The organism is Paenibacillus sp. 7523-1, from assembly GCF_002276415.1.
Classification (GTDB): Bacteria; Bacillota; Bacilli; order Paenibacillales; family Paenibacillaceae; genus Paenibacillus; species Paenibacillus illinoisensis_A.
The window spans coordinates 488,132-508,360 of record NZ_NPBR01000013.1 but is presented as its reverse complement, the minus strand read 5'-3'; the positions used below and the strand labels follow the sequence as shown (position 1 = coordinate 508,360).

Below are 20,229 nucleotides of genomic sequence, written 5' to 3'. Positions count from 1 at the left end.
ATACACTCTAACTATGACAAATGTTGACGTAGTTAGGTGGTGGAATCATGAATGGTCGAAAACTAGCCATAATGAGACTGATGGATTCAAGAAAAAAGTTTACAGCCCGTGAACTGGCGGAACGATTCGGTGTATCCGTCCGTACCATTCAGCGTGACTTGGATGCGCTGCAGGAGATGGGGTTTCCATTGTACACGGAGGTCGGCGTGAATGGGGGTTACAGGGTTTTGCCTAATCGAATTCTGCCGCCCCTGCAGCTGACACAGAACGAGGCGCTCGGTCTGTTTCTGATGATCGAATATTTGCAGCAGGTCCCGGATTTTCCGTACGGATCCATGCGCGAGCATTTGGCCGAACAGTATTTCTCCAGTTTGCCGCAGGATGTGCAGGACCTGATTGTACGCATGAGAGAGCATGTGACATTTGTACAGCATCCGGGTGAGCACGTAGAGATGTTGACGACGGAAATCCTTCATGCTGCTGTAGATAAAAGAGAGATTGAATTTACGTATCATTCCCGAAAAGGAAGAAAAGAAACACAGGCCTATCCCATTGGCATCTACTATGAAAATGGATTTTGGTATATGCCTGCACGTCATAAGGAGCACGTGTTGTTATATCGCGTGGACCGCATGCAGCAATTGAGCGTGCTTGATTCCATAGATGAGTCCATTCCCAGTTTGCAAGCGTGGTTTAAATCCGACGACAACAGGGAAGGCGTGGAAGTGGTGCTGCAGTTCACCGAGTTTGGTACAAGGATCGCACATTCGGATGTGCTGTTCCAGTCGATTCAAGGCCATGAATGGCGAGGGCTGGTTCCCCTGGAGGAATTCCCATTCACTGCACGGAAGCTGCTTGCCTACGGTCCTGAAGTTAAAGTGGTCTCGCCAGAACCATTGCAGCAGGCTGTTCGGGAGATGCTGGAGAAGAGTCTGAGCCAGTATTCTTAATGTGGAGGCGATGGAATGTGGCTGTTCAGGAGGATATCACCGTGCGTGGATCGAATGGATTCATGTGAGAGAATCAAACAGCACCTACATATGGGTGCCGAATGGGGGGCTACCATGATTCAATTCATAAGAGGTTTTAAGGTCCGCTCTATGCAGAGTCCATGCGATGAACAACGGCGGTTGTTTGCATAGAGCCATGACTTTCCTTTCCGCCACATAGAACTCAGAAGTGTACGTCGTATGACTCTGCTGCCTTAAAGACTAATTTTAAGGAGCGGAGCAGCATGAATTATATCAATGCAGATGCGATCTTGCCGGAAGAATTATTAAAAGAGATCCAGAGGCACATCCCGGGTGGGCTGGTTTACATTCCAAAACCGAAGGAAGCTCACAAGAAGTGGGGCGAAAAATCGGGCGGCCGGGCGGTTGTGAGAGAGCGTAATGAGCAGATCCGGCGCCTATTCGCTGCAGGTTTAACCGTGCATGAGCTGACGGAACGATTTTTCCTGTCCATCGACAGTATCAAGAAAATTGTGTATTCCAAAAAATAAGGTTGAAGAGCCGCATTAGAGAAATCTAATGTGGTTTTTTGGTGCAAAGAATCGTTGACCAACTACACCAAGGGAAAGTACGAAGAATTATACGTGCAAACGACGGATGGTTATAAGTTGATCTTCAGATTTTCAAACCGTTGATGAAAAGAGACAAAAAAAGACCGCTTTCCTTATTTGGAAAACAGTCCTCAGTACATACCCTTATAAGCTGCCGATGAAATATTGATACTCGGAATTCACCTCAAAGCCAACACTGCGGTATAAATTTAGAGCATGCTCGTTTTCAGTAATAACGGACAAGCGAATATCCGTATTTTTCTGCTTCAGAAGCAGCTCAACGAGCAGAGTAAGAACTTGACGGCCCAGCTTCTGGCCTTGATATGCAGGCAGGATACAGAAGTTATGAATAAATGCTGTTGTCTCATTAATGGAATTGATCCGAACCAGTCCAACAGGCAGTTCATCCCTCCAGGCAATGTAGGTTACCCGGCTGGGTTCATTCGTTTGCGTGAAATAATTGCGGGTCCATTTTTCTGAATCGCCAAAGGCCTGCGCTGAGCAGCTGACCATAAATTCAAAATCTTGCGGTTTAGCCACTGACAAGGTTAGTTCAACCTGTTCGATAGCTGGGAAGGACATGTTCATAAGCTGCATGGAGTACTCCGAACGATCATGAACAGCACCAAGTGACTGAGCGGTAAGAAGCCCGGAAGGCAAGCTCTGAGGTACACGATAGTTGATCCGGGTAATTCCTTGCGGTTTCATGTCTTCAACTGCTCGCCCCAGTAAGCTGTGAAACACACCTTTGCGGCGATGGTGTGGATGTACAATGGCATTGATGTTTCCGGTTACCCCGTCTGAGGGGTACCAACTAAGGAGTCCGACGAGCTTGCCTTCGCAGTAACACAGGAGTGCGTGGTCTCCATCTTGTTTACTGATATGATCCAGATCTGCTTTCAGATGAATGGAATCGAGTTGTTTACATTGCTGTTCAAGTATAATAATGGAATCAATCTGTTCCTTAGAATCATATATCATCGGAACGACTTGATATGTTGACATTGCATTCACACCTTCATAGGTGAAGGAACCACGCAGTTATTGGACCAAGCAGGCGCTATCCTTCGAAATGGGTCCAGTTGTAATGATACTTTTTAGCATAGTTATCTCCTCCAAATCGCTTCACGTCGACTATAACACACCCTGATTATGGATATCCAACTTTAAGTAATCGAATACGTATTGTATTCGAATGAGTTCATAATACTAGACAATTTAACCAAATAAAGGTGATAATTGAAAGTGATGAAGAAACGAAAGGGTTTGATCTACTATGCGTAAGTTAGTCAGTGTTATGAGTACGGTACTACTCTCATCAGCAATGATTATGGGATGTACTGAATCGAAAACGACCGATCCTGTTCAAGAGACAACACCTCCAACCAACCAGCAGAATATACCAACGAGCGAGAAGGCTACGGCTCAGGATGAACAGAAGGCTCTGGATATGTCCATGGAATATAAGAAGACAGAATTAACTGTTGATTACGCAGATTATGAAGATACTCTAACTGTAGAGGGTCTATTGGCCAAAGGGGAGACGATGAAACCATTTCTGACGGAGAAGAACTATGAGTCCTACATGGCTAATCGGTATGCAACGTTACCTCTTATGGTGGCAGACAAGGAGAAGGCTCTACTCCATCCGGAAAATATACTCGTCGAGATCAAAGAGAGCAAGAACGATTGGATCCTCGTAGAATACAGACTGAATCTGGTCTTTGCAGATCGAGAAGGCCAACAGTTGAAAAACATTCCGTTATCGGGTGATATCACCTTTTTACAGGACCAAGGCGAATGGCGTATTCAGGACGACACCTATAATATCAAAGAATTGCAAGATATCGCTTATGAAGTAAAAGAGTAGCATGATACGAAACGATCAAGATAACAAAAGGCTGCACTCTTAGATCAAATTCTAAGATGCAGCCTTTTGGATAGTGGGATCTTACAGATGAGATCAGACTTTACAACGTCAAACTAGAAGTTGGTTCGCCCAAACGTGGCATCACTTCTCACGGTAGAGCTGCTGGATGCATTAATGGTATCCAGCTGAAGTACGTAGTCATAGTGCCGGATGTAATACCCGGCTTGGCTGTACGATTGAAGTGATATTTTGGAGCTGTCTGCCCAGCCGGGGCTGCTCAGGAATGTTGCATCTCCCTTATAAGCGGCTGTGTCTGCATAGGCTTCAAGCACAATTTTGTTGCTGCTGTTTCGCTTCAGGAAATACCCCGGGTAGTTGACTGACTCCAGCGAAATGCCTGTAGAGCTGGCGAGACCAGGAACAACGCGGAATTGGGAGTCCAGTACAGGCGAGACATTCGCATCAATACGAGCTGTGAAATTGGAATGTCGGATATATCGGTCCGGATAGTTATGTGAGCTGAACTGGCTGTAGCCTGTCGCTTCCGGGGCAGCAGGACCCAGCATTTTGACCTCATGCAGCGTTGGAGTGTACCAATTACCAGGGTTGTTCCACAGCACGGCATTCACCATGTTGATACGTACATAGCGGGCCGTAAAGTGCACTGCATCTGTGGTAAATCCGTAGGTCAGGTTATTGGTCCGATCCAGTGTGGAATAGTTGACGCCATCGTTACTGATCTCAATCTTGTATTTGTAGTACCCCTCCGATCCTTTATACATAAACCAGGAGATATCGATCTCGGTAATGGTCTTCGGCGCTCCGAAGTCAACCTGCCACCATGCAGGCCATGTATTGGAAGAGGCCGCCCACGAAGTCTGGTAGTTGCCGTCATTCACATGGGCAGCGGACGAACCGGAGGCTGTCGATATGGCCGTAGCTGTTTTGCCTTGAGCGTGGTTGACGAGAGAGGACGGCGCTACTGTACCTGTAGCAGCATCGATACTCCAATCCTTATACCACTCCAGTGATGCCGTTCCGTTGGTATCGTTCAGGGTCAGAGGGAGCCAGATATGTTTATGCTCGCCCAGATTCATTGGATTCCAGCGGTCTCCCATATAAATATAGGACGTGGTGCTGCTGCCCGTAATCGTGGCAATATCATGAATCTGTGATCTAAAGGCAGAAGGATTGCCATAAGGGGTCAGTGCAGACCATGGTCCAGTCATGGATGTGGCTGTCGCATAAGCCCCCTGATTCGGATACCAGCCAGCGGCCTGGGAGGTGAAGAGGTAATAGCGGTTTCCCTTTTTCACAACGGCAGGAGCCTCTCGGTAGCTGTTCTCAAATAACCAGCCAACAAAGGATTCTACACCTGTATAACTTGCGTTCATTTTGAAGATAGCCATCGTATCGTTCGCGCCGCCATTCTTGCGTGAGGCACTGATGAGATAGCCCGTACCATCGGTGTCTACAAACACCGTCATATCACGGGACTCATAGTCCAGTGGCCGGAAGCTGCCCTCATACGTAAATTTGCCATTCGGTGTATTGCTGGTCGCTACGGCGACACGTCCCAGATTATAATCTGTTCCGTTCTCATAATGTGCCCAGAGCACATACTGCTGCGTAGCGGGATTGTAGATCACTTTGGGGCGCTCAATCTTGCTGGAGGCAAGCTCCGTTGCGGAATCCTTGGTGAGGATAGCATTGCTGAATGTCCAGTTTTTCAGATCGGTTGAAGTATAGACGTTAACACTGTCAAACTTGCCACCTACCGCATGCTCACCATACCAATAATACGTGCTCCCCACTTTCAGAATATTGCCGCTGTTTGCATGAATGTGGTTACCTGAGGTATCCAGCCAATCGGAGCCATTGCTAATGGTTACATTTGCCGCGTCCGTTCGTTCTGGATGGAAGCCAAACATCGTCAGTGTCAGGGTCAGAACCAGAATCCATGCATACTTCCTGCTTCTCATTACATGCACCTCCCCAAGGTTATGAGCATAAGTATAACGCTTTCACATATATTCTAACTGGACTTCCATTCGTTTCAAGTGAACAATTCATCCATTGATGAACAAAGGAGTGCTTTTCGATATAAAGCAGCGAGAGCAGGGCGTTTTTTATAAGACGTGTTCATCCACTTGCTGAAAACCTGCATAAATCAAAGAGGGAGTGCCTCAAGACACTCCCTCTTCTCAGATATATTAAATTCGTATCTTCTGCTTACACATGCTTCCCTTTGCGGACCTTCAGCTGCTTCCCCTTGACCGTTGTGTTTTGCATCATTTCCAGTACAAGGGGGCCTTTGCCGTTCAGAATCTCCACATCGGTCACATTATCGAGAATGGTAATAATCCCGATATCATCTGCGGTGACGCCCTCCAGTTTGGCGATGGTACCTACAAAGTCCACGGCACGCAGCTTTTTCTTCTTGCCGCCGTTGAAGTTCAGCTTCATGATCTGCTGGTTCAGCTGCTCACGCTTGTCTTTTTTGCGTTCAGGTACAATCTTCAGACGTTTCTCGAATTCTTCCCTGTGGCGATCGACAGCTTCTTCAGATGGGGCCGGAACGACCGGGATCTCGAATCCGATATAGGATTCAATCTCGGCCAGGCGTCTGCCATCCTTCGGCGTAACCAGCGTGATGGCCTTACCTGTCTTACCAGCACGTCCGGTACGGCCTGTGCGGTGCACATAGCTCTCTTTTTCCAGCGGAATATCATAGTTGATGACATGAGTGATATTCGTGATATCAATCCCGCGTGCTGCAACATCGGTTGCAACCAAATAACGGAATTGGCCTCTTCTGAATGCATTCATGACTTCAATCCGCTCGTCCTGCTCCATGCCTCCGTGGATTCGGTCTGCTGGGTAGTCCAGGTCAGCCATCACCCGGAACAATTTATCCACGTTCTCCTGCGTACGACAGAAGACAATGCAGCTGTCCGGATTTTCCACGATGAACAGATCCTCCAGCACAGCCGTCTTGTTGACTTCGGAAACCCGCACAACCTCGTGTTCTATTGTAGCTGTTGTGAGACCACTTGCTTTGATCTCGATCTCTACCGGATTATCCATGTACTTGCGTGAGAGACGGGCAACATCCTCAGGGAATGTAGCGGAGAATAACATCGTTACGCGCTCGCGAGGCAGGGCCTGAATGATAGCTTGTACCGTTTCAATAAAGCCCATGTTCAGCATTTCATCCGCCTCGTCAATGACGAGATAGGCAATCCGTTCGAGCGGCAGCGTGCCGCGTTCGATATGGTCCAGCACACGTCCCGGCGTACCTACGGCGACATGTGTTCTTTGTTTTAGCTCTGCTTTTTGAATATAAAAAGGAGATTGTCCATAGAGTGCCGTGGCTTTAATCCGCTTATAGCGTCCAATGTTGGTGATGTCTTCATTGACCTGCAAGGCCAGTTCACGGGTTGGTGTGAGAATCAAAGCCTGCGGTTTATTTTCATTCCATTCCACCAGGTCACAGATCGGAATACCATACGCAGCTGTTTTACCACTGCCAGTCTGTGATTTGACCACGAGGTCTTTATTTTCCAAAGCGACCGGAATTACTTCAGTCTGAACCTCTGTTGGCGTTTCATAACCCAGGCTATCCAGTGCCCGGACGATCTCTTCGCCAAGTTTATAATCTTTGAATTGTTGCTTGCTCATTGTTAACCTCTTTTGCATTAGTTTTAAGTACTCATACCAGAGACGTGCAGGATGCTTACTATAAGCATTACACCATACCTATATCGTATACCTGTTCATTATACTCTATATGCAGGAAGGCCAGCGAAGGAATTGATCTGGGTGAATGGGCAAATCAGGAAACTCATGCTGGAACCAGGAATTGGAATATGTTAGCATAGGGGTAACTTACTGAACGGAGGGATACGTGTGGCACATTTTTTCCGATTGAGATAGTAGCGAAACGTTTGTTTGCGCGTTGCTGCTTGCTGCCTGTGTGCAGATAATCGGGAGAGGTTTGCCTATTTACACGTATGCCGTAATCGATAGTGGACACTCTTGCGTAGGAGTGGTTCTTTGATGTACCACTATTGGACTGCACATATTTAGGTATATCCCTTAATCCGAGATCAAGGCACAGGCGTGAATGTCTGTGTTTTTTATTTTTCTGACGAAAAGAGGAGGAATGGGTATGACAGGACCAATTTCGAATGAACAGGTAAAACTTCAGCAGGATATATGGCTGCTTGCTGAACAGAATGGGCTTCGAATCCGCAAAGATTCGATGGAAATCAATGAGTCCGGGATGGACTTCAGGGTGGCCTTTGCTACGGATGAGAGTGGGCAAAAGTGGGTTCTGCGACAGCCGAGACGTGGAGACGTATGGGAGCGTGCTGAAAATGAGCGTCAAGTGCTGGGGGTTGTGAAGGAGCACCTGTCTGTTAAGGTGCCGGATTGGAAAATTTGTACACCGGAGCTGATTGCTTACCCCTTGCTGGACGGTGAACCGATTGCTGTGGTCGATCCTGCTGGGGGAGGATATGCATGGCGCTTTCCGCAGGAAGACCTGTCGGATGTATTTTTCGATTCGCTGGCCGCTGCACTCGTACAACTGCATGGCATTGATGCGAATGCAGCGGTACAAGGCGGAGTGCGGAGCAAGACGCCTAGGGAAGTGCGCCAGGAGTTTGCCGCCAATATGGAGCAGATTAAGCAGAGCTTCACGGTGCCGGAGCAACTCGCCGAGCGGTGGGAGAATTGGGTGTCTACAGACCATTTCTGGCCTGAGCACGTCACATTCAATCATGGTGATCTGCATCCACCGCATATTATCGTCGATCCTACACAGCAGGTAACCGGGCTTATCGACTGGACGGAAGCGGAGATCGCCGATCCAGGGAAGGATTTTGTGATCTTGTATGGGCTTTTCCAGGATGCTGGATTGCGCGATCTGTTAAAGAGGTACGAAAAGGCAGGGGGGAAAACATGGCCCCGGATGTTTGAGCATATTCGGGAGCAGTGGGCTGCTTACCCGGTACTGGTTGCTAAGTTTGCTCTAATCACAGGGGAAGAGTCGACCATGGAGATGGCAAGGGGCATGCTGGCTAACTGGGATGTGCCGCAGGATTAAACCAGACTGTATAAATAATAAGCCTATCGCATGTCGTTCATACAAGAACCTGCGGTAGGCTTATTTATCGTAACACCTTTAAGATTCAATATTGTTGTCCATCTGTTTATTCTCAAAAATCAGAATCGTTTTGCTTCTTCCGATATATCCGACGGTCGTATTAAGCTGCTCCGAAACAAAGCGGACTGGCACAAAAGCCGTGCCGTTCTCGATCAACAAGGGAGCATCATTCATCAGGAGCGAATCATCTACAACCACCTGTTTGTTGCCGGCAGTCCAGCGAATGGTTTTATCACCTTGCCTGATTACGGCCTCCTGTTTGTTGCGATCCCAACCCACATGGGCATTCAGTTGTTCGGACACAAAGCGCAGTGGCACATACGTACGCCCTTCATGGATAAAAGGTGCAGCTTCCAGGGCATATGTGCGATCACCCACATAGGCTGTGGTCGATCCTTCGATCAGACGCTGGAAACGGCCTTGCGGTGTGCGTTTCTGTTCCCGGACATTCATCTGGTTAAGAAGACTCATGGTACTGCTGCCACTCGATACATCCAGGTAGTTATTTTGCACAGTCAATCCGGCGGATTCCCCTTCCGTCGTCGGGGTCAGTACGTTAGGAGATACAGAGGTGGAGGCTCCGATGTCCTGTACCGTATTCACGGGAACAGCCTGTGTAAAATTAAAATCGGCAATCGGCGTCAGATCCCATATACGATTGTTCGCAAGCTTCAGCACCTCCAGCTTGGTGAGCTGTCGTAATGGCTCCAGATCGTAGACCTGATTGGATTCGGCATTAAGCTCGGTTAATCGCAGCAATCCTTCAAGTGCGTTTAGGTGCTGAATTTGGTTATTCGAGATGTCTAGCGCCTGAAGACGCGTCATATGCTGCAGAGGTGTCAGGTCGGAGATCTCATTGCCTGCCACGTTTAACCTCAATAATGTATTATCCAACTCGTCCAGAGGAGCCAGCGATTGAAGCTGATTATTTGCTGCGTTCAGCTGCTGCAGCCCGGATTGATTAGCCAGTGGAGTCAGATCTGTAATCTTGTTGTTGGAAATCTCCAGCCATTTCAGATGCTCTAGTTCAGACAAAGCGGAGAGGCTGTAAATCTGATTGCCACTGGCATAAAACGTATGTAATCGGGTGAAGCCACGAACCACTTCTATGGAAGAGATCGAGTTGTTGCTGATGTACAGCCGTCCCAGTTCCTTCAGGTCAGCGAGTGCCTCAATGGAGGTAATATAATTGTTGCTTACGTCGATTTCCCGGAGCTGTTCCAGATGCTTCAGCGGGGTCAGATCCTCAATCTCATTGCCGTATAGGCGGAGATGTGTCAGGTTGGTTGCATATTCGAGCCCCGACAGGCTCTGTATACCTGCATTACTCAGATCAACAACGGTAAGCTGTTCCAGGTCGGAGGAAGTTAAGGGTGAATCTACTGGTTTGTTCAAGATCAGTTTAAGTCCGTTTTCCAGTGCAGGATCTTCAATGATGCCTTTGCCTGAGTCGATCGTTGCGTAGGCCATGGCTTGCCCCGACGCACTGATACTTAGAATGAATATTAGACATAGTAGTGCCATTCTTTTCATTGCACGCATTCCCTCCGATATTCAAAAGTTCTTCTAGCTTTTATGTAATCCACGCATTGTAAAGGTCAGGTCAACAGGAATGAATCCTCAACATTTCTCTAGTTATTAACCCGTCAGCCGAGAAAAGGAACATCAATTTCAGGGGACAGGTAACAACTCTACTTCTATTCTATATGAAACAAGCCTTGATCTGTACTCCTTCAGGTGAACTTTACCAAAAAAATCTTTTGGACTGCGAGCGTTATTCATTCTCCCCTGAGAAGGGGTATAGAAGAAGTAAATATGTGCAGGTGGAGGGGAGAGGCGTTTATGCGTCAAGCCATGATCATTAGCAATCCGTCATCGGGAAAAGAAGAGGCGCAGCAGTACGTGGCCCAAGTTCAGGCAATTTTGGAATCGCAGCAATATCAAGTAATGATTAATGAGACAGCTGGGGTAGGTGATGCAACCAGTTACTGTCTGGACGCCTGCCAAGGTGGTTGTGATCTGGTCATATCCATTGGGGGAGACGGCACACTGCATGAGACCATTAATGGCATGATGGATCAGAAGCATCGTCCCAGGTTGGGTATTGTGCCACTAGGTACAGTGAATGATTTTGCCCGTGCGCTCCATCTGTCTCTCGATCCGGATGAAGCCATTAAGCAGCTTGGTTCAGAACAGATACGCAAGGTGGATCTGGGGAGAATTAATGATCGTCTATTCGCTAATGTGGTGGCAGCCGGTTCTTTGGCTGAGGCGTTATCTTCTGTCTCATCAGAAGACAAGTCGAAGCTGGGCTCCCTGGCTTATTTGAAGGAGGGATTGAAGGACCTCGTGTCCTCGCACGCCTATCCTTTGAAGATTGAATACGATGGGCTGACGTGGGAGGGTGAATCCCCATTGTTTCTTGCTGCGCTAACCAATTCGGTTGGCGGATTTGAGAAGCTGTCTCCGGATGCAGTCGTGGACGATGGACTGATTCATTGTTTTGTAATCCGCAATATCAGTGTGTTCAACAGCCTGACACTGGGAACCTCCTTATTGTTTGGGCATCTGAAGGACCATAAGGATGTGGATTATTTTACGGCAAAAGAGATCCGGGTAAGCTGCACGGAATCGGTTCGCACCAATGTGGACGGGGAGGAAGGGCCTGCACTGCCTATCCAGATCAGCGTCCTGCCTCAACATATTGAAGTGATCGTGCCTCAAGAAATGTAAGCCTGCCGAGAGATGGAGACAAAAACGGCCATTTTTCCATATAAGATGTCTAAAAATCCATTGAAACCGATTGCAGATCTGTGTCACAATCAAAGCTGGAAGACAAGTATATACCAATATCCGAATATGGAGGGAAATCACCTTGAGAACAATAAAACTTGGCAGCAGCTCACTTGAAGTACCGGTTGTGGCCGTAGGCTGCATGCGAATCAATTCACTCAGCAACAAAGAAGCAGAACAATTTGTTCATTCCGCCATGGAAGTCGGTGCGAACTTCTTCGACCATGCTGATATTTATGGAAACGGGGCATGTGAAGAGATTTTTGCAGAGGCGGTACAGATGAATCCCCAGGTTCGTGAAAATATGATTTTGCAATCCAAATGCGGTATCCGCAAGGGCATGTTTGATTTCTCCAAAGAGCATATCCTGAATTCAGTGGATGGCATTCTGCAGCGTCTGAAAACCGAGTATCTTGATGTTCTGCTGCTGCACCGTCCGGATGCTCTCGTGGAGCCGGAAGAAGTGGCAGAGGCATTCGATCTGCTCGAACGTGAAGGCAAAGTGCGTCATTTCGGCGTGTCCAACCAGAATCCGAACCAGATTGAACTGTTGAAAAAATACGTAAAACAGCCGCTGGTAGCCAACCAGCTTCAGCTGAGCATTACCAATACAACAATGATCTCCAGCGGGATCAACGTGAACATGGAGAACGATGCAGCCGTGAACCGTGATGGCAGTATTCTGGATTATTGCCGTTTGCACGATATCACGATTCAGCCATGGTCCCCGTTCCAATACGGGTTCTTCGAAGGCGTATTCCTGGGCAGCGACAAGTTCCCGGAACTGAATGCCAAGATCGATGAGATTGCAGCCAAATATGATGTGAGCAACACCACCATCGCGATTGCCTGGTTGCTGCGTCACCCAGCTCAAATGCAGCCTGTAACTGGCACAACGAATATTGACCGTCTGAAGGACTGTGTCAAAGCCGGAGATGTTCATCTTACACGCCAGGAGTGGTACGAAATCTATCGTGCTGCCGGCAACATCCTGCCTTAAATCTGATTCGCAAACAGAGTCGGAGAGTCTACTCTCTTATACGAAAACACGAGCATTTATTCGGCTCGTGTTTTTTGTTTTTTCCTGATTTGATGCGAGTTCATTCCCGGTATAAAATAGGGGAACGGGGTTTATTTTATCAAAAGGATTAAATTGTAATTAATACAAATTAGTTGAAATTATTATGTTGACCCTTTCTTTTGGATTACATATAATTACTTTTGCATAGCGTTAATCCTGTATATGGCTTTAATTTGGGAGGGTGGTGTTTGTTTGGAGCCGACAACCACGATTCGCGATCATTTAGAGAATTATCTGAAGCGCGAGCAGATGTCCATCAGTTCTTTTTCGGAAGCATCGGGTATTAATTCGGGTACGCTGAGCAATATTTTGAACAAAAACCGCCCGATTGCGATGCAGCAGTTGGACCGAATCACTTCAGCCATGAAGCTTGAAGAAGGCCATTTCTATGAATTGTATATAGATGAGTGTTTCGTTCATGCTACCCCCGATTGGCGAAGACTGGGCCCCTTCCTTCACCGTTGTGCGGAGTTAGACAAGCTAAATTGTATTGAAGAGGTTATCCAATTGATGATGGATAATCTATCGTATATTCCCCTTTTATTTGATCTGGCTGAGGAATTCTACCAAGAAGGCAGATTTAAACCAGCCATCCTCTTATATGAAACGATCGCTGAGAGTGAGAAAATGCAGCATTCCGAGCGTCTAGCTCTATGTCAGTATCGGCTGTTCAAATTGGGTCTGACCAATGACCAGCAGAGAAACCTGATCATCGCAGCCAAGTTCGAGTATTATGTCGATCGCCTGGATGAACGATATCAGTTGGACGCTCTTAATGAACTGATCAATGCTTTTGGAGCACTACACCGATGGAGCAAAGTGCAGGAGCTGTCCGAGAAGCTAAAAGTGAAGGCAACCATTCATTATGAATTGAATGGCAGAAGAAAACAGGAAGAAACCAAAAAGCCTATTGTTTTCTATGTCCTTTATTCCGATTTGGCTGCTGGAAGTGCATGTTATCATCTCAAAGATTACGATAGTGCTTTAAAATATGTCTCATTATATGCAGATAACAGCTGGGTTAAGGACCCCGATCAGGATGAGATTGTGGTTATTCATCAGTTCCAGGAATGGGCTGTAGCAAATCGTTATATCTATCAATTGATGGCGGGGCAGTTCGAGATACTGCCTTCCTATTTAGAATATATATCTACCAAGGAAAATGAAATTTTTCCTGCGCTTTGCGATATAGTCACCGCCGCTAATCGTTATGGTGAAAATATCGATTATGTTCTTGAACAGTATCAATCCTATTTTACGTATCAGGAACAGAGTAATCGAATTGGAAAGGTTAGCAAGCAGGTTACAGATGATCGTTATTTACGTCTTTTAGCTGATCTCGGAGCGTATTATCTAAAGAAAGATGATTATCATAAAGGCTTTGGATTTGTGCTTGATAGTTTAAGATTTTCTATTGAAATTAGCAGCGGCAGGGGGATGCTAAGGGGTATCGGCTTGTTTGAACAGTATAGGGATTATGCGACCGATACAGCCAAGCAGCAGTACAAAATGATCATTAGTGAGGTGCAGAAACTCAATGAAGAGAAAGTTGGCTTTGCTGATAGCTACATGTAGCATTATGGTAAGCATACTAACTCCTGCAAGTGAGCTTGACTTAAGTACGGATGCTCCAAACCCCGCAATTATGAGAACCGCTGATCATGGTTTCGGCTCTTAATCCCATTAGGAAATTGGAACGCTTCTGAATTTTCATTCAGAGGCGTTTTTTTTGTTTGCCTTTGCCATGAATAGGGGGGCTCCATATTAACGGATGAACTAACTTGATCCTGTAAATTCAAAAAAATGAAATACGGGATAGTCGGCTATTTACTTTTGGATATCTGTGTACTATAGTTAGTTACATGAGTAACTAACCAATTAACCTAAATAACGAAAGTTGGATTGGCATGAAATCGACTTTGGATGAATCACAGCCCATATTTCATCAAATTTCCATGATGATTATGGATGATATTGTGGAAGGCAGATTACAAGCGGAAGAGCAGGTTCCATCGACGAATGAGCTCTCGCGGTTCTACAATATCAATCCGGCAACAGCGCGCAAAGGGCTGCAGGAGCTTGTGGACAGAGGAATCATTTATAAACAGCGAGGTGTTGGGATGTTTGTCGCCAAAGGAGCAAGAGATGCACTGCTGGTCGAGCGAAAGCAGCATTTTTACGAAGAATACATTATGCCACTGCTCGAGGAAGCCAGACGGATTCATATGAATGAAGACATGATTATTGATCTGATTAAAGGCAAGAGAGATAAGGAGAGTGAGTCATGATTCGTGTAGATCAGGTAAGCTACGGTTATCATCAGACACCTGTTTTGGACCATGTCACATTGCATGAAAGTGAGCCGGTCATTAGTGCGATCTGGGGGAGAAACGGAGCCGGGAAGACAACACTTATGAGTTTGCTTGCTGGACATAACCGTCCTGATCAGGGCAGCATTCAAGTCATGGGGGAGGACCCCTATAATAATCTGGCTGCTCAGAAGCATCTCTGCTACGTTCAGGAGAATCACCCACTGGGCAGGAATTGGACGATAAGTGACCTGGTACGATTCGGTCAGTATTTCCATCCAGAGTGGAATCAGGATTTGGCGGAGCGGTTAATTGATCTGTTTGAGTTACCGTCCAAAAGGAAGATCGTCAAATTTTCCAAAGGAATGAAAACAGCTGCACAGATGGTTCTTGGCCTCGCAAGCCATGCGAGTGTTACCATTCTGGATGAGCCGACCAACGGGCTGGATGCAGAGAAGCGCAAATTTTTCTATAATGTCTTGCTTGAAAGTTATGAAGAGCATCCCCGTTTGATTCTGGTTTCTACCCATCATATTGAAGAGATTCAGCCGTTATGTGAGTCACTCATCGTGCTCCATCAAGGCGGCGTACTGTGTCATGAACAGATGGAGCAGATGCGCGAAAAGGGAATTCTCCTAACAGGGTTAATTCGTGATGTTGATCAGGTTACCCAAAGCGAAAACATCATGGAGTCTGCACAGCTCGGGTCAACAAAAAAAGTGATGATCGATGCTGCTTACTCCAAGGAGTGGAGAGATATAGCGCAGGCACATGGTCTTTCCATTGAAAAAGCTACCCTGCAGGACTATTTAGTAAACCTGACGCGGAAACAGGAGGTGCTTAAGGGATGAATGCAGTAAAAGGCACAAATCGACTGATTCTGGATGATATGCGTTGGTATCTGATGCTCTTCTCACTCATTACACTTATGCTTACGGCAGTATATCTGGCAGTGGGTTTCATATTTGATGTTGCTTTTACCACTCAGCTGTTCGGGCCCATGTACGGGGGAATCTGTGCATTTGCCGTGGCAGGCCTCATTACGCTGTACCCCGTTGCAATTGGACTGGGGAGCACCCGGATTCAGTTTCTGAAATCCTTCTATCTCATCTCTGCATGGATGGTGGTTGGTACCATTACCATTCTGAATGTGATCTATCTAATTATGCATCTGCTTCATGAAGCGGGATGGCTTGGTGTAACCTTTTATCAGTTGGGTAGGCTGCACTCAAGTCATTATCAATTCCTGTCCTATCTCTGGATTGACTTGATGATTGGATTTCTTGTCCTCGGGTTATCTATCTTTTTGACGGTTTGCTGGATACGGCTGGGGATGCGCAATTTCCTGATCCTGTTCTTCGGCTTGGGCCTGATTCTTACACTGGCTTTCGTTTTGTCCGACCTGAGTGCTCTAGTAAAATGGTTCACGAGTATCAACATCATGGTGTTTGCCACGGTCTTGGGGGCTTTGAGCTGGGGGTTGATTCTATGCACCTATCCCATGATGAAGAATGCGCCGCTTACGATGAAGGGCAGAAGAGAGTAGCAGAGTTACCGGTGTACGTTAGAAGGCTGTGTGGATCTGTGGAATCAAACGTAAACAAACACGAGTGCATCATTGCCTCGTGTTTTTCTGTATATAACTGCCTGCACCTGTAATCTTCTTAGCTTGTTTCGAGTAGAATGCTTCGTCCGAGATCCTTCAAGTGTTCCATGGCACTCTGATAGGGATAAGGTCCATAGCTTACTCGGGCTACCCCGAGCCTTGCGAGCTGTGCTGGTGTTGGTTCATTAGATGTCACCATTACGTTTACTGGAATCGGGGAGCGTTCACATAATTCCTGAATGAGTTGTGGGTCCTGTAGACCCGGAACGAATAGCCCGCTGGCTCCTGCCTCTGCATAAGCGTGGGATCGTACTAGGGCTTCTTCCAGGTGGGATGAGGTATGCTGCGCTGGGGCCGTTTGCAGAAATATATCCGTACGAGCGTTGATGAATAGGGGAATGTCCATCCGTTCAGCGGCTTCCCGAGCGGCTCTCAAGCGCAGGACGAATTCCTCAATGGCATAGAGACCTGTTCCACCAGGAAGTTGATCTTCGATGTTAATGCCGACAGCACCATGTTCAATTATTCGGATGATATTCTCCTTCACTTCTGACGCATACCTGCCATGCCCTCCCTCAATATCGATGGTAACAGGCAGTTTAGTGCTGGTTGTGATGCGAGCCAGATTGGAAAGCACCCATTCAAACGGCATGATCTCTCCGTCCTGCTCACCATGAGCCGCGGCAACAGACCAGCTTCCGGTGGCTATGGCTGTGGCTCCAATCGATTCAATGGCTTTTGTACTTCCGGCATCCCACACATTGATTAGCACGAGTGGATTACCTTTGATGTGCAGCTGGTGAAATAGCTCTGCTTGTTCCTTCAGGGTCTGCATAGGATGATTCTCCTCCGTTATATCGTTATTAATGGATTACTTCACTGACTATGTCTCAACGAATTTGTTCATAAGCAGTCTTCTCATGGGTTAATAGCCAGTTCTTGCGAGTGAGGCCACCGCCGTACCCACCCAGATCACCACTTGTATTAATGACCCTGTGGCACGGGATTACAATGGCCAGTTGATTCGCTCCATTGGCCTGTGCGACTGCACGGCATGCGGATGGTTTACCCAGTGCAACAGCGATATCCTGATATGACCTTGTTTCGCCTGGCGGAATCGCGATAAGCTGCTCCCAGACACTCTTTTGAAATGGTGTTCCTAAACAGAACAACGGTGTATGAAATGCTGTTAAAGTCCCGTCAAAATACGCCGCCAGTTCCCTCTCTATGGAGCGAATAGGTTCAGTTACACCAGGCACAATGGCGGACCTGGTTCGTTTCCGAAGGCGCTCCACTTCCCGCTCCAGACCTCTACGATCCACAAATTCAAGCAAATACAGGGCTGTATCATCTGCCACGGCCATCATGGGTCCGAGACGTGTATCGATCCAGGAAGCCTTCAATACCTGTCCATCATCCACTTGAGTAGGAGCAGCGCCCATAATTCGGGAGAAAGCATCCCGGAAGCCGCTGCTGGATTCATAACCGGTCGAGAGCTGGGCATCGATAATGGTGCGGCCTGAGCGGATATTCTTCAGAGCCAGTCCCATACGACGTGCGCGAGCATACTCAACAAAGGTCATGCCGAACCGCTTTTTGAACTGGCGCCGTGCCGTGGACTCATCGATGGACAAATCCTTGAAATCCTGACCTTTCCAGCGCTTTTCCGGATTGTTCTCCACGGCCTCGACTAGTATTCGGACTACATCCGATACCTGGTTGGGGTGGGATAATGGACGGCAGCGCTGACAGGGGCGAAATGAAGCGAGCAGTGCCTGCTGTGCGGTCTCGTAAAATTCACAGTTTTCATATTTGGGCTTCCGTGCAGGGCAGGTAGGGCGGCAGAATACACCTGTCGTTTTGACACCAACATAGAATAAACCTTCGTATTCCGAATCTTTGGCAACCAGAGCCTGATAATATTGTTCTTTCAGTTCAGCAGAGATCATTAAACGCACGTCCTTACGGTTTTTGTTTCAGCTAGCAAGATGCAGTCCTTTCGGAAGTCACATCTGTCTTTGTTATTATAAAAAAACGATGCGCAGGGCATCGCCGAAAATCAGGCATGAATATTTTTATTTCAATGCAATGTGTTTCTTTCCTCCAGTCCAGTTTACCAAAAAGATCCCCAGGAATATAAATAACCCGCCAATATAAACGTAGCTCTGGATAACCTCCCCAAGAAGCAGCCAGCCGGATAGTATGCCGAAGAACGGGGCTAGAAAAAGAAAGGCACTTGTTTTGCCAGGATCGCCTTTGCTCAGCAGGTAGTACCATGTAGCAAACTGAACAATGGAGCCAAGCAACGCCAGGTATAGAACAGCACGAATGGAAATGGCGTTAAGCTCCAGATGTGGTGTCTCCAGCGTTAAACTGAGTAGTAATAGGAGCAGGCCGCCAAATAACATCTGATAAGCGGTCACTACCCAGGTGCTGAAGCGGGTCCCCCACTTTTTTACGAGTAAAGTAGCAATGGCCCAAGACAAGGCGGAGCCTATGCCCAGCCACGTTCCTTCTGATAACTGCAAGTGAAATCCCAACGTAACAAACACTCCTATAATACCAATAACGACACCTATCCACTGATAAAACCGGTACTTCAGATGGAGAAACAGACCTCCCAGAATAACAACCAATAACGGATTGGTAAACGTAAGAATAGAGGTCTCTCCAGAAGGAATGGTACGCATACTAAGAAAGATGCAGGCCATAACCCCGGTCGTCTGGAACATACCAATAACGAATAATCGGGTCCAGTCCAGTAAGGTGGAGGGAAGATTTTTGTTCCACACCCATAGTGCCATAAGTCCCCCAGCCAGTGTAAAACGGATACCTACGAGAAGAAGTGGAGAGATATTAGCGAGCCCGATTTTGCCAACAGCAAAAGAAGAACCCATAAGCGAAGTGGCAATGATGACAAGTATGATGTAAACCAAGCGATTCAATATGTTTCCCCCTAAATTCGGTAATGCCTTTGTCTAACCAAGGTAACACGTCAATAGTTCAGAACTCATCGAAGTGTGGCTGTAATGATCAAATTCGGTGGGTTTACATATTATGGAGCTTCATGAGGGACGATATGGTGTAGTGATTAATAAGGCATGTGTCGTTTACATGGATTAGACCAAGATGGAAGGAGTTCCAATGATGAAAAATAACACGAATACATTTGCTCTTTGGGCATCAGTGCTTTGCATTCTGCTGCTGATCAGCGCCTGTGGCGCGAAAAATAACAATGAATCGGTTCAGGAACACGCTTATCCGCAATCCAAGCAGCCTATCGAGGAAGCGGGAAAAGGTTCCATTCCGAACTCGGATGCCAAACAGGGCAATGAGGACCCGGCGAATATGGCGGATGGCGATGAAGGGAAGCTGTCTGCCCAATCCGATTCATCAGCAAATGACGAACAGATCACCATTCAAATTGACCAATCGGACAAGCCGACAGAAAATAACAAAAGCTTTGACTTCTCTGTGAGCCAGGTGCCAGAGGGCTACACCCTCTCTGAGCTGCGTTGGACATCCAACCAGATTACCATTATTAACTCACCTGCAGAGGCCATTCAGCATGGTGGTGACGGTAAAGAAGGCTTCTATATTAGCGGGAACGGACAGTTCTCCGGCTTTATGTATTCGGATGAGATGAAGGGTGAACGGGGTAAAATCACACTTGTCTACAAGAATGAAGCGGGTAAGGAAATACTGGCCGAGCAGGAAGTTCAGTTGAAGAAATAAAGAATAAGCAGCCGGTATTGAACTGCACCTCAATTGTTGGACACCATCTAACTATTGGAGGTGCAGTTTTTTCGTTTGGCACGATATCCAAAAATGCATCTTGC

The 20,229-nt window shown here is 47.0% G+C and carries 18 protein-coding genes; 11 read left to right on the top strand and 7 right to left on the bottom strand.

Going from position 1 to position 20,229, the window contains the following annotated elements; all coding sequences use genetic code 11:
- Positions 1-47: 47 nt before the first annotated feature.
- Together CHH60_RS17315 and CHH60_RS17310 are read left to right on the top strand one after the other, a co-directional pair.
- Positions 48-950 carry a helix-turn-helix transcriptional regulator gene (locus CHH60_RS17315; protein WP_095360288.1) on the top strand — a complete coding sequence of 301 codons (903 nt, stop codon included), beginning with the start codon at positions 48-50 and terminating at the stop codon, positions 948-950.
- Positions 951-1,234: 284 nt separating this feature from the next.
- A complete protein-coding gene (locus CHH60_RS17310) occupies positions 1,235-1,501 on the top strand; it encodes a CD3324 family protein (RefSeq protein ID WP_095360287.1) in 267 nt (88 codons plus the stop codon).
- Between the two features lie 204 nt (positions 1,502-1,705).
- Here CHH60_RS17310 and CHH60_RS17305 read toward each other — a convergent pair whose 3' ends face one another.
- A complete protein-coding gene (locus CHH60_RS17305; RefSeq protein WP_095360286.1) occupies positions 1,706-2,566 on the bottom strand; it encodes a GNAT family N-acetyltransferase in 861 nt (286 codons plus the stop codon).
- Positions 2,567-2,837: 271 nt separating this feature from the next.
- On the opposite strand from CHH60_RS17305, the gene CHH60_RS17300 reads away from it, so the two are divergent.
- Positions 2,838-3,431 carry a hypothetical protein gene (locus CHH60_RS17300; protein WP_095360285.1) on the top strand — a complete coding sequence of 198 codons (594 nt, stop codon included), beginning with the start codon at positions 2,838-2,840 and terminating at the stop codon, positions 3,429-3,431.
- A 113-nt stretch (positions 3,432-3,544) separates the two neighbouring features.
- Here CHH60_RS17300 and CHH60_RS17295 read toward each other — a convergent pair whose 3' ends face one another.
- The gene (locus CHH60_RS17295; protein ID WP_255247975.1) at positions 3,545-5,362 is read right to left on the bottom strand and encodes an AbfB domain-containing protein; all 1,818 of its coding nucleotides are present in this window, start codon (positions 5,360-5,362) and stop codon (positions 3,545-3,547) included.
- Positions 5,363-5,663: 301 nt separating this feature from the next.
- Positions 5,664-7,112 (bottom strand): DEAD/DEAH box helicase, encoded by a 1,449-nt coding sequence (locus CHH60_RS17290; RefSeq protein WP_095360283.1) that lies wholly within the window; start codon positions 7,110-7,112, stop codon positions 5,664-5,666.
- Between the two features lie 490 nt (positions 7,113-7,602).
- Between CHH60_RS17290 and CHH60_RS17285 the strand changes: the two genes are divergently transcribed.
- Positions 7,603-8,541 carry a macrolide 2'-phosphotransferase gene (locus CHH60_RS17285; protein ID WP_095360282.1) on the top strand — a complete coding sequence of 313 codons (939 nt, stop codon included), beginning with the start codon at positions 7,603-7,605 and terminating at the stop codon, positions 8,539-8,541.
- A gap of 78 nt (positions 8,542-8,619) precedes the next feature.
- Here CHH60_RS17285 and CHH60_RS17280 read toward each other — a convergent pair whose 3' ends face one another.
- Positions 8,620-10,134 carry a leucine-rich repeat domain-containing protein gene (locus CHH60_RS17280; RefSeq protein WP_176476098.1) on the bottom strand — a complete coding sequence of 505 codons (1,515 nt, stop codon included), beginning with the start codon at positions 10,132-10,134 and terminating at the stop codon, positions 8,620-8,622.
- A 309-nt stretch (positions 10,135-10,443) separates the two neighbouring features.
- Between CHH60_RS17280 and CHH60_RS17275 the strand changes: the two genes are divergently transcribed.
- The 6 genes from CHH60_RS17275 (at position 10,444) to CHH60_RS17250 (ending at position 16,330) form a co-directional block, all read left to right on the top strand.
- The gene (locus tag CHH60_RS17275; RefSeq protein WP_095360280.1) at positions 10,444-11,334 is read left to right on the top strand and encodes a diacylglycerol/lipid kinase family protein; all 891 of its coding nucleotides are present in this window, start codon (positions 10,444-10,446) and stop codon (positions 11,332-11,334) included.
- A 142-nt stretch (positions 11,335-11,476) separates the two neighbouring features.
- On the top strand, positions 11,477-12,394 hold the full coding sequence (locus CHH60_RS17270; protein ID WP_095360279.1) for an aldo/keto reductase: 918 nt from the start codon (positions 11,477-11,479) through the stop codon (positions 12,392-12,394).
- A gap of 273 nt (positions 12,395-12,667) precedes the next feature.
- Positions 12,668-14,050: a helix-turn-helix domain-containing protein gene (locus CHH60_RS17265; protein ID WP_095360278.1), complete on the top strand. Its 1,383-nt coding sequence runs from the start codon at positions 12,668-12,670 to the stop codon at positions 14,048-14,050.
- Positions 14,051-14,382: 332 nt separating this feature from the next.
- Positions 14,383-14,763: a GntR family transcriptional regulator gene (locus tag CHH60_RS17260; protein WP_095360277.1), complete on the top strand. Its 381-nt coding sequence runs from the start codon at positions 14,383-14,385 to the stop codon at positions 14,761-14,763.
- Positions 14,760-15,635 carry an ATP-binding cassette domain-containing protein gene (locus CHH60_RS17255; protein WP_095360276.1) on the top strand — a complete coding sequence of 292 codons (876 nt, stop codon included), beginning with the start codon at positions 14,760-14,762 and terminating at the stop codon, positions 15,633-15,635. Before CHH60_RS17260 ends, CHH60_RS17255 begins: the two co-directional genes overlap by 4 nt.
- The gene (locus tag CHH60_RS17250; protein WP_095360275.1) at positions 15,632-16,330 is read left to right on the top strand and encodes a hypothetical protein; all 699 of its coding nucleotides are present in this window, start codon (positions 15,632-15,634) and stop codon (positions 16,328-16,330) included. The genes CHH60_RS17255 and CHH60_RS17250 overlap by 4 nt, the downstream gene beginning before the upstream one ends.
- Before the next feature lie 118 nt (positions 16,331-16,448).
- Here the strand turns inward: CHH60_RS17250 and CHH60_RS17245 are convergent, their stop codons facing one another.
- The 3 genes from CHH60_RS17245 to CHH60_RS17235 all read right to left on the bottom strand — a co-directional run bounded on the left by CHH60_RS17245 (position 16,449) and on the right by CHH60_RS17235 (position 19,335).
- A complete protein-coding gene (locus CHH60_RS17245) occupies positions 16,449-17,225 on the bottom strand; it encodes an isocitrate lyase/PEP mutase family protein (RefSeq protein ID WP_095360274.1) in 777 nt (258 codons plus the stop codon).
- A gap of 55 nt (positions 17,226-17,280) precedes the next feature.
- A complete protein-coding gene (locus CHH60_RS17240; RefSeq protein ID WP_095360273.1) occupies positions 17,281-18,339 on the bottom strand; it encodes a bifunctional transcriptional activator/DNA repair enzyme AdaA in 1,059 nt (352 codons plus the stop codon).
- Between the two features lie 126 nt (positions 18,340-18,465).
- A complete protein-coding gene (locus tag CHH60_RS17235) occupies positions 18,466-19,335 on the bottom strand; it encodes a DMT family transporter (protein WP_095360272.1) in 870 nt (289 codons plus the stop codon).
- 202 nt (positions 19,336-19,537) lie between these two features.
- Here CHH60_RS17235 and CHH60_RS17230 point away from each other — a divergent pair, with 202 nt between their 5' ends.
- Entirely contained in the window at positions 19,538-20,125 is a 588-nt protein-coding gene (locus tag CHH60_RS17230; RefSeq protein WP_095360271.1) for a hypothetical protein, read from the top strand.
- Positions 20,126-20,229: the final 104 nt, after the last annotated feature.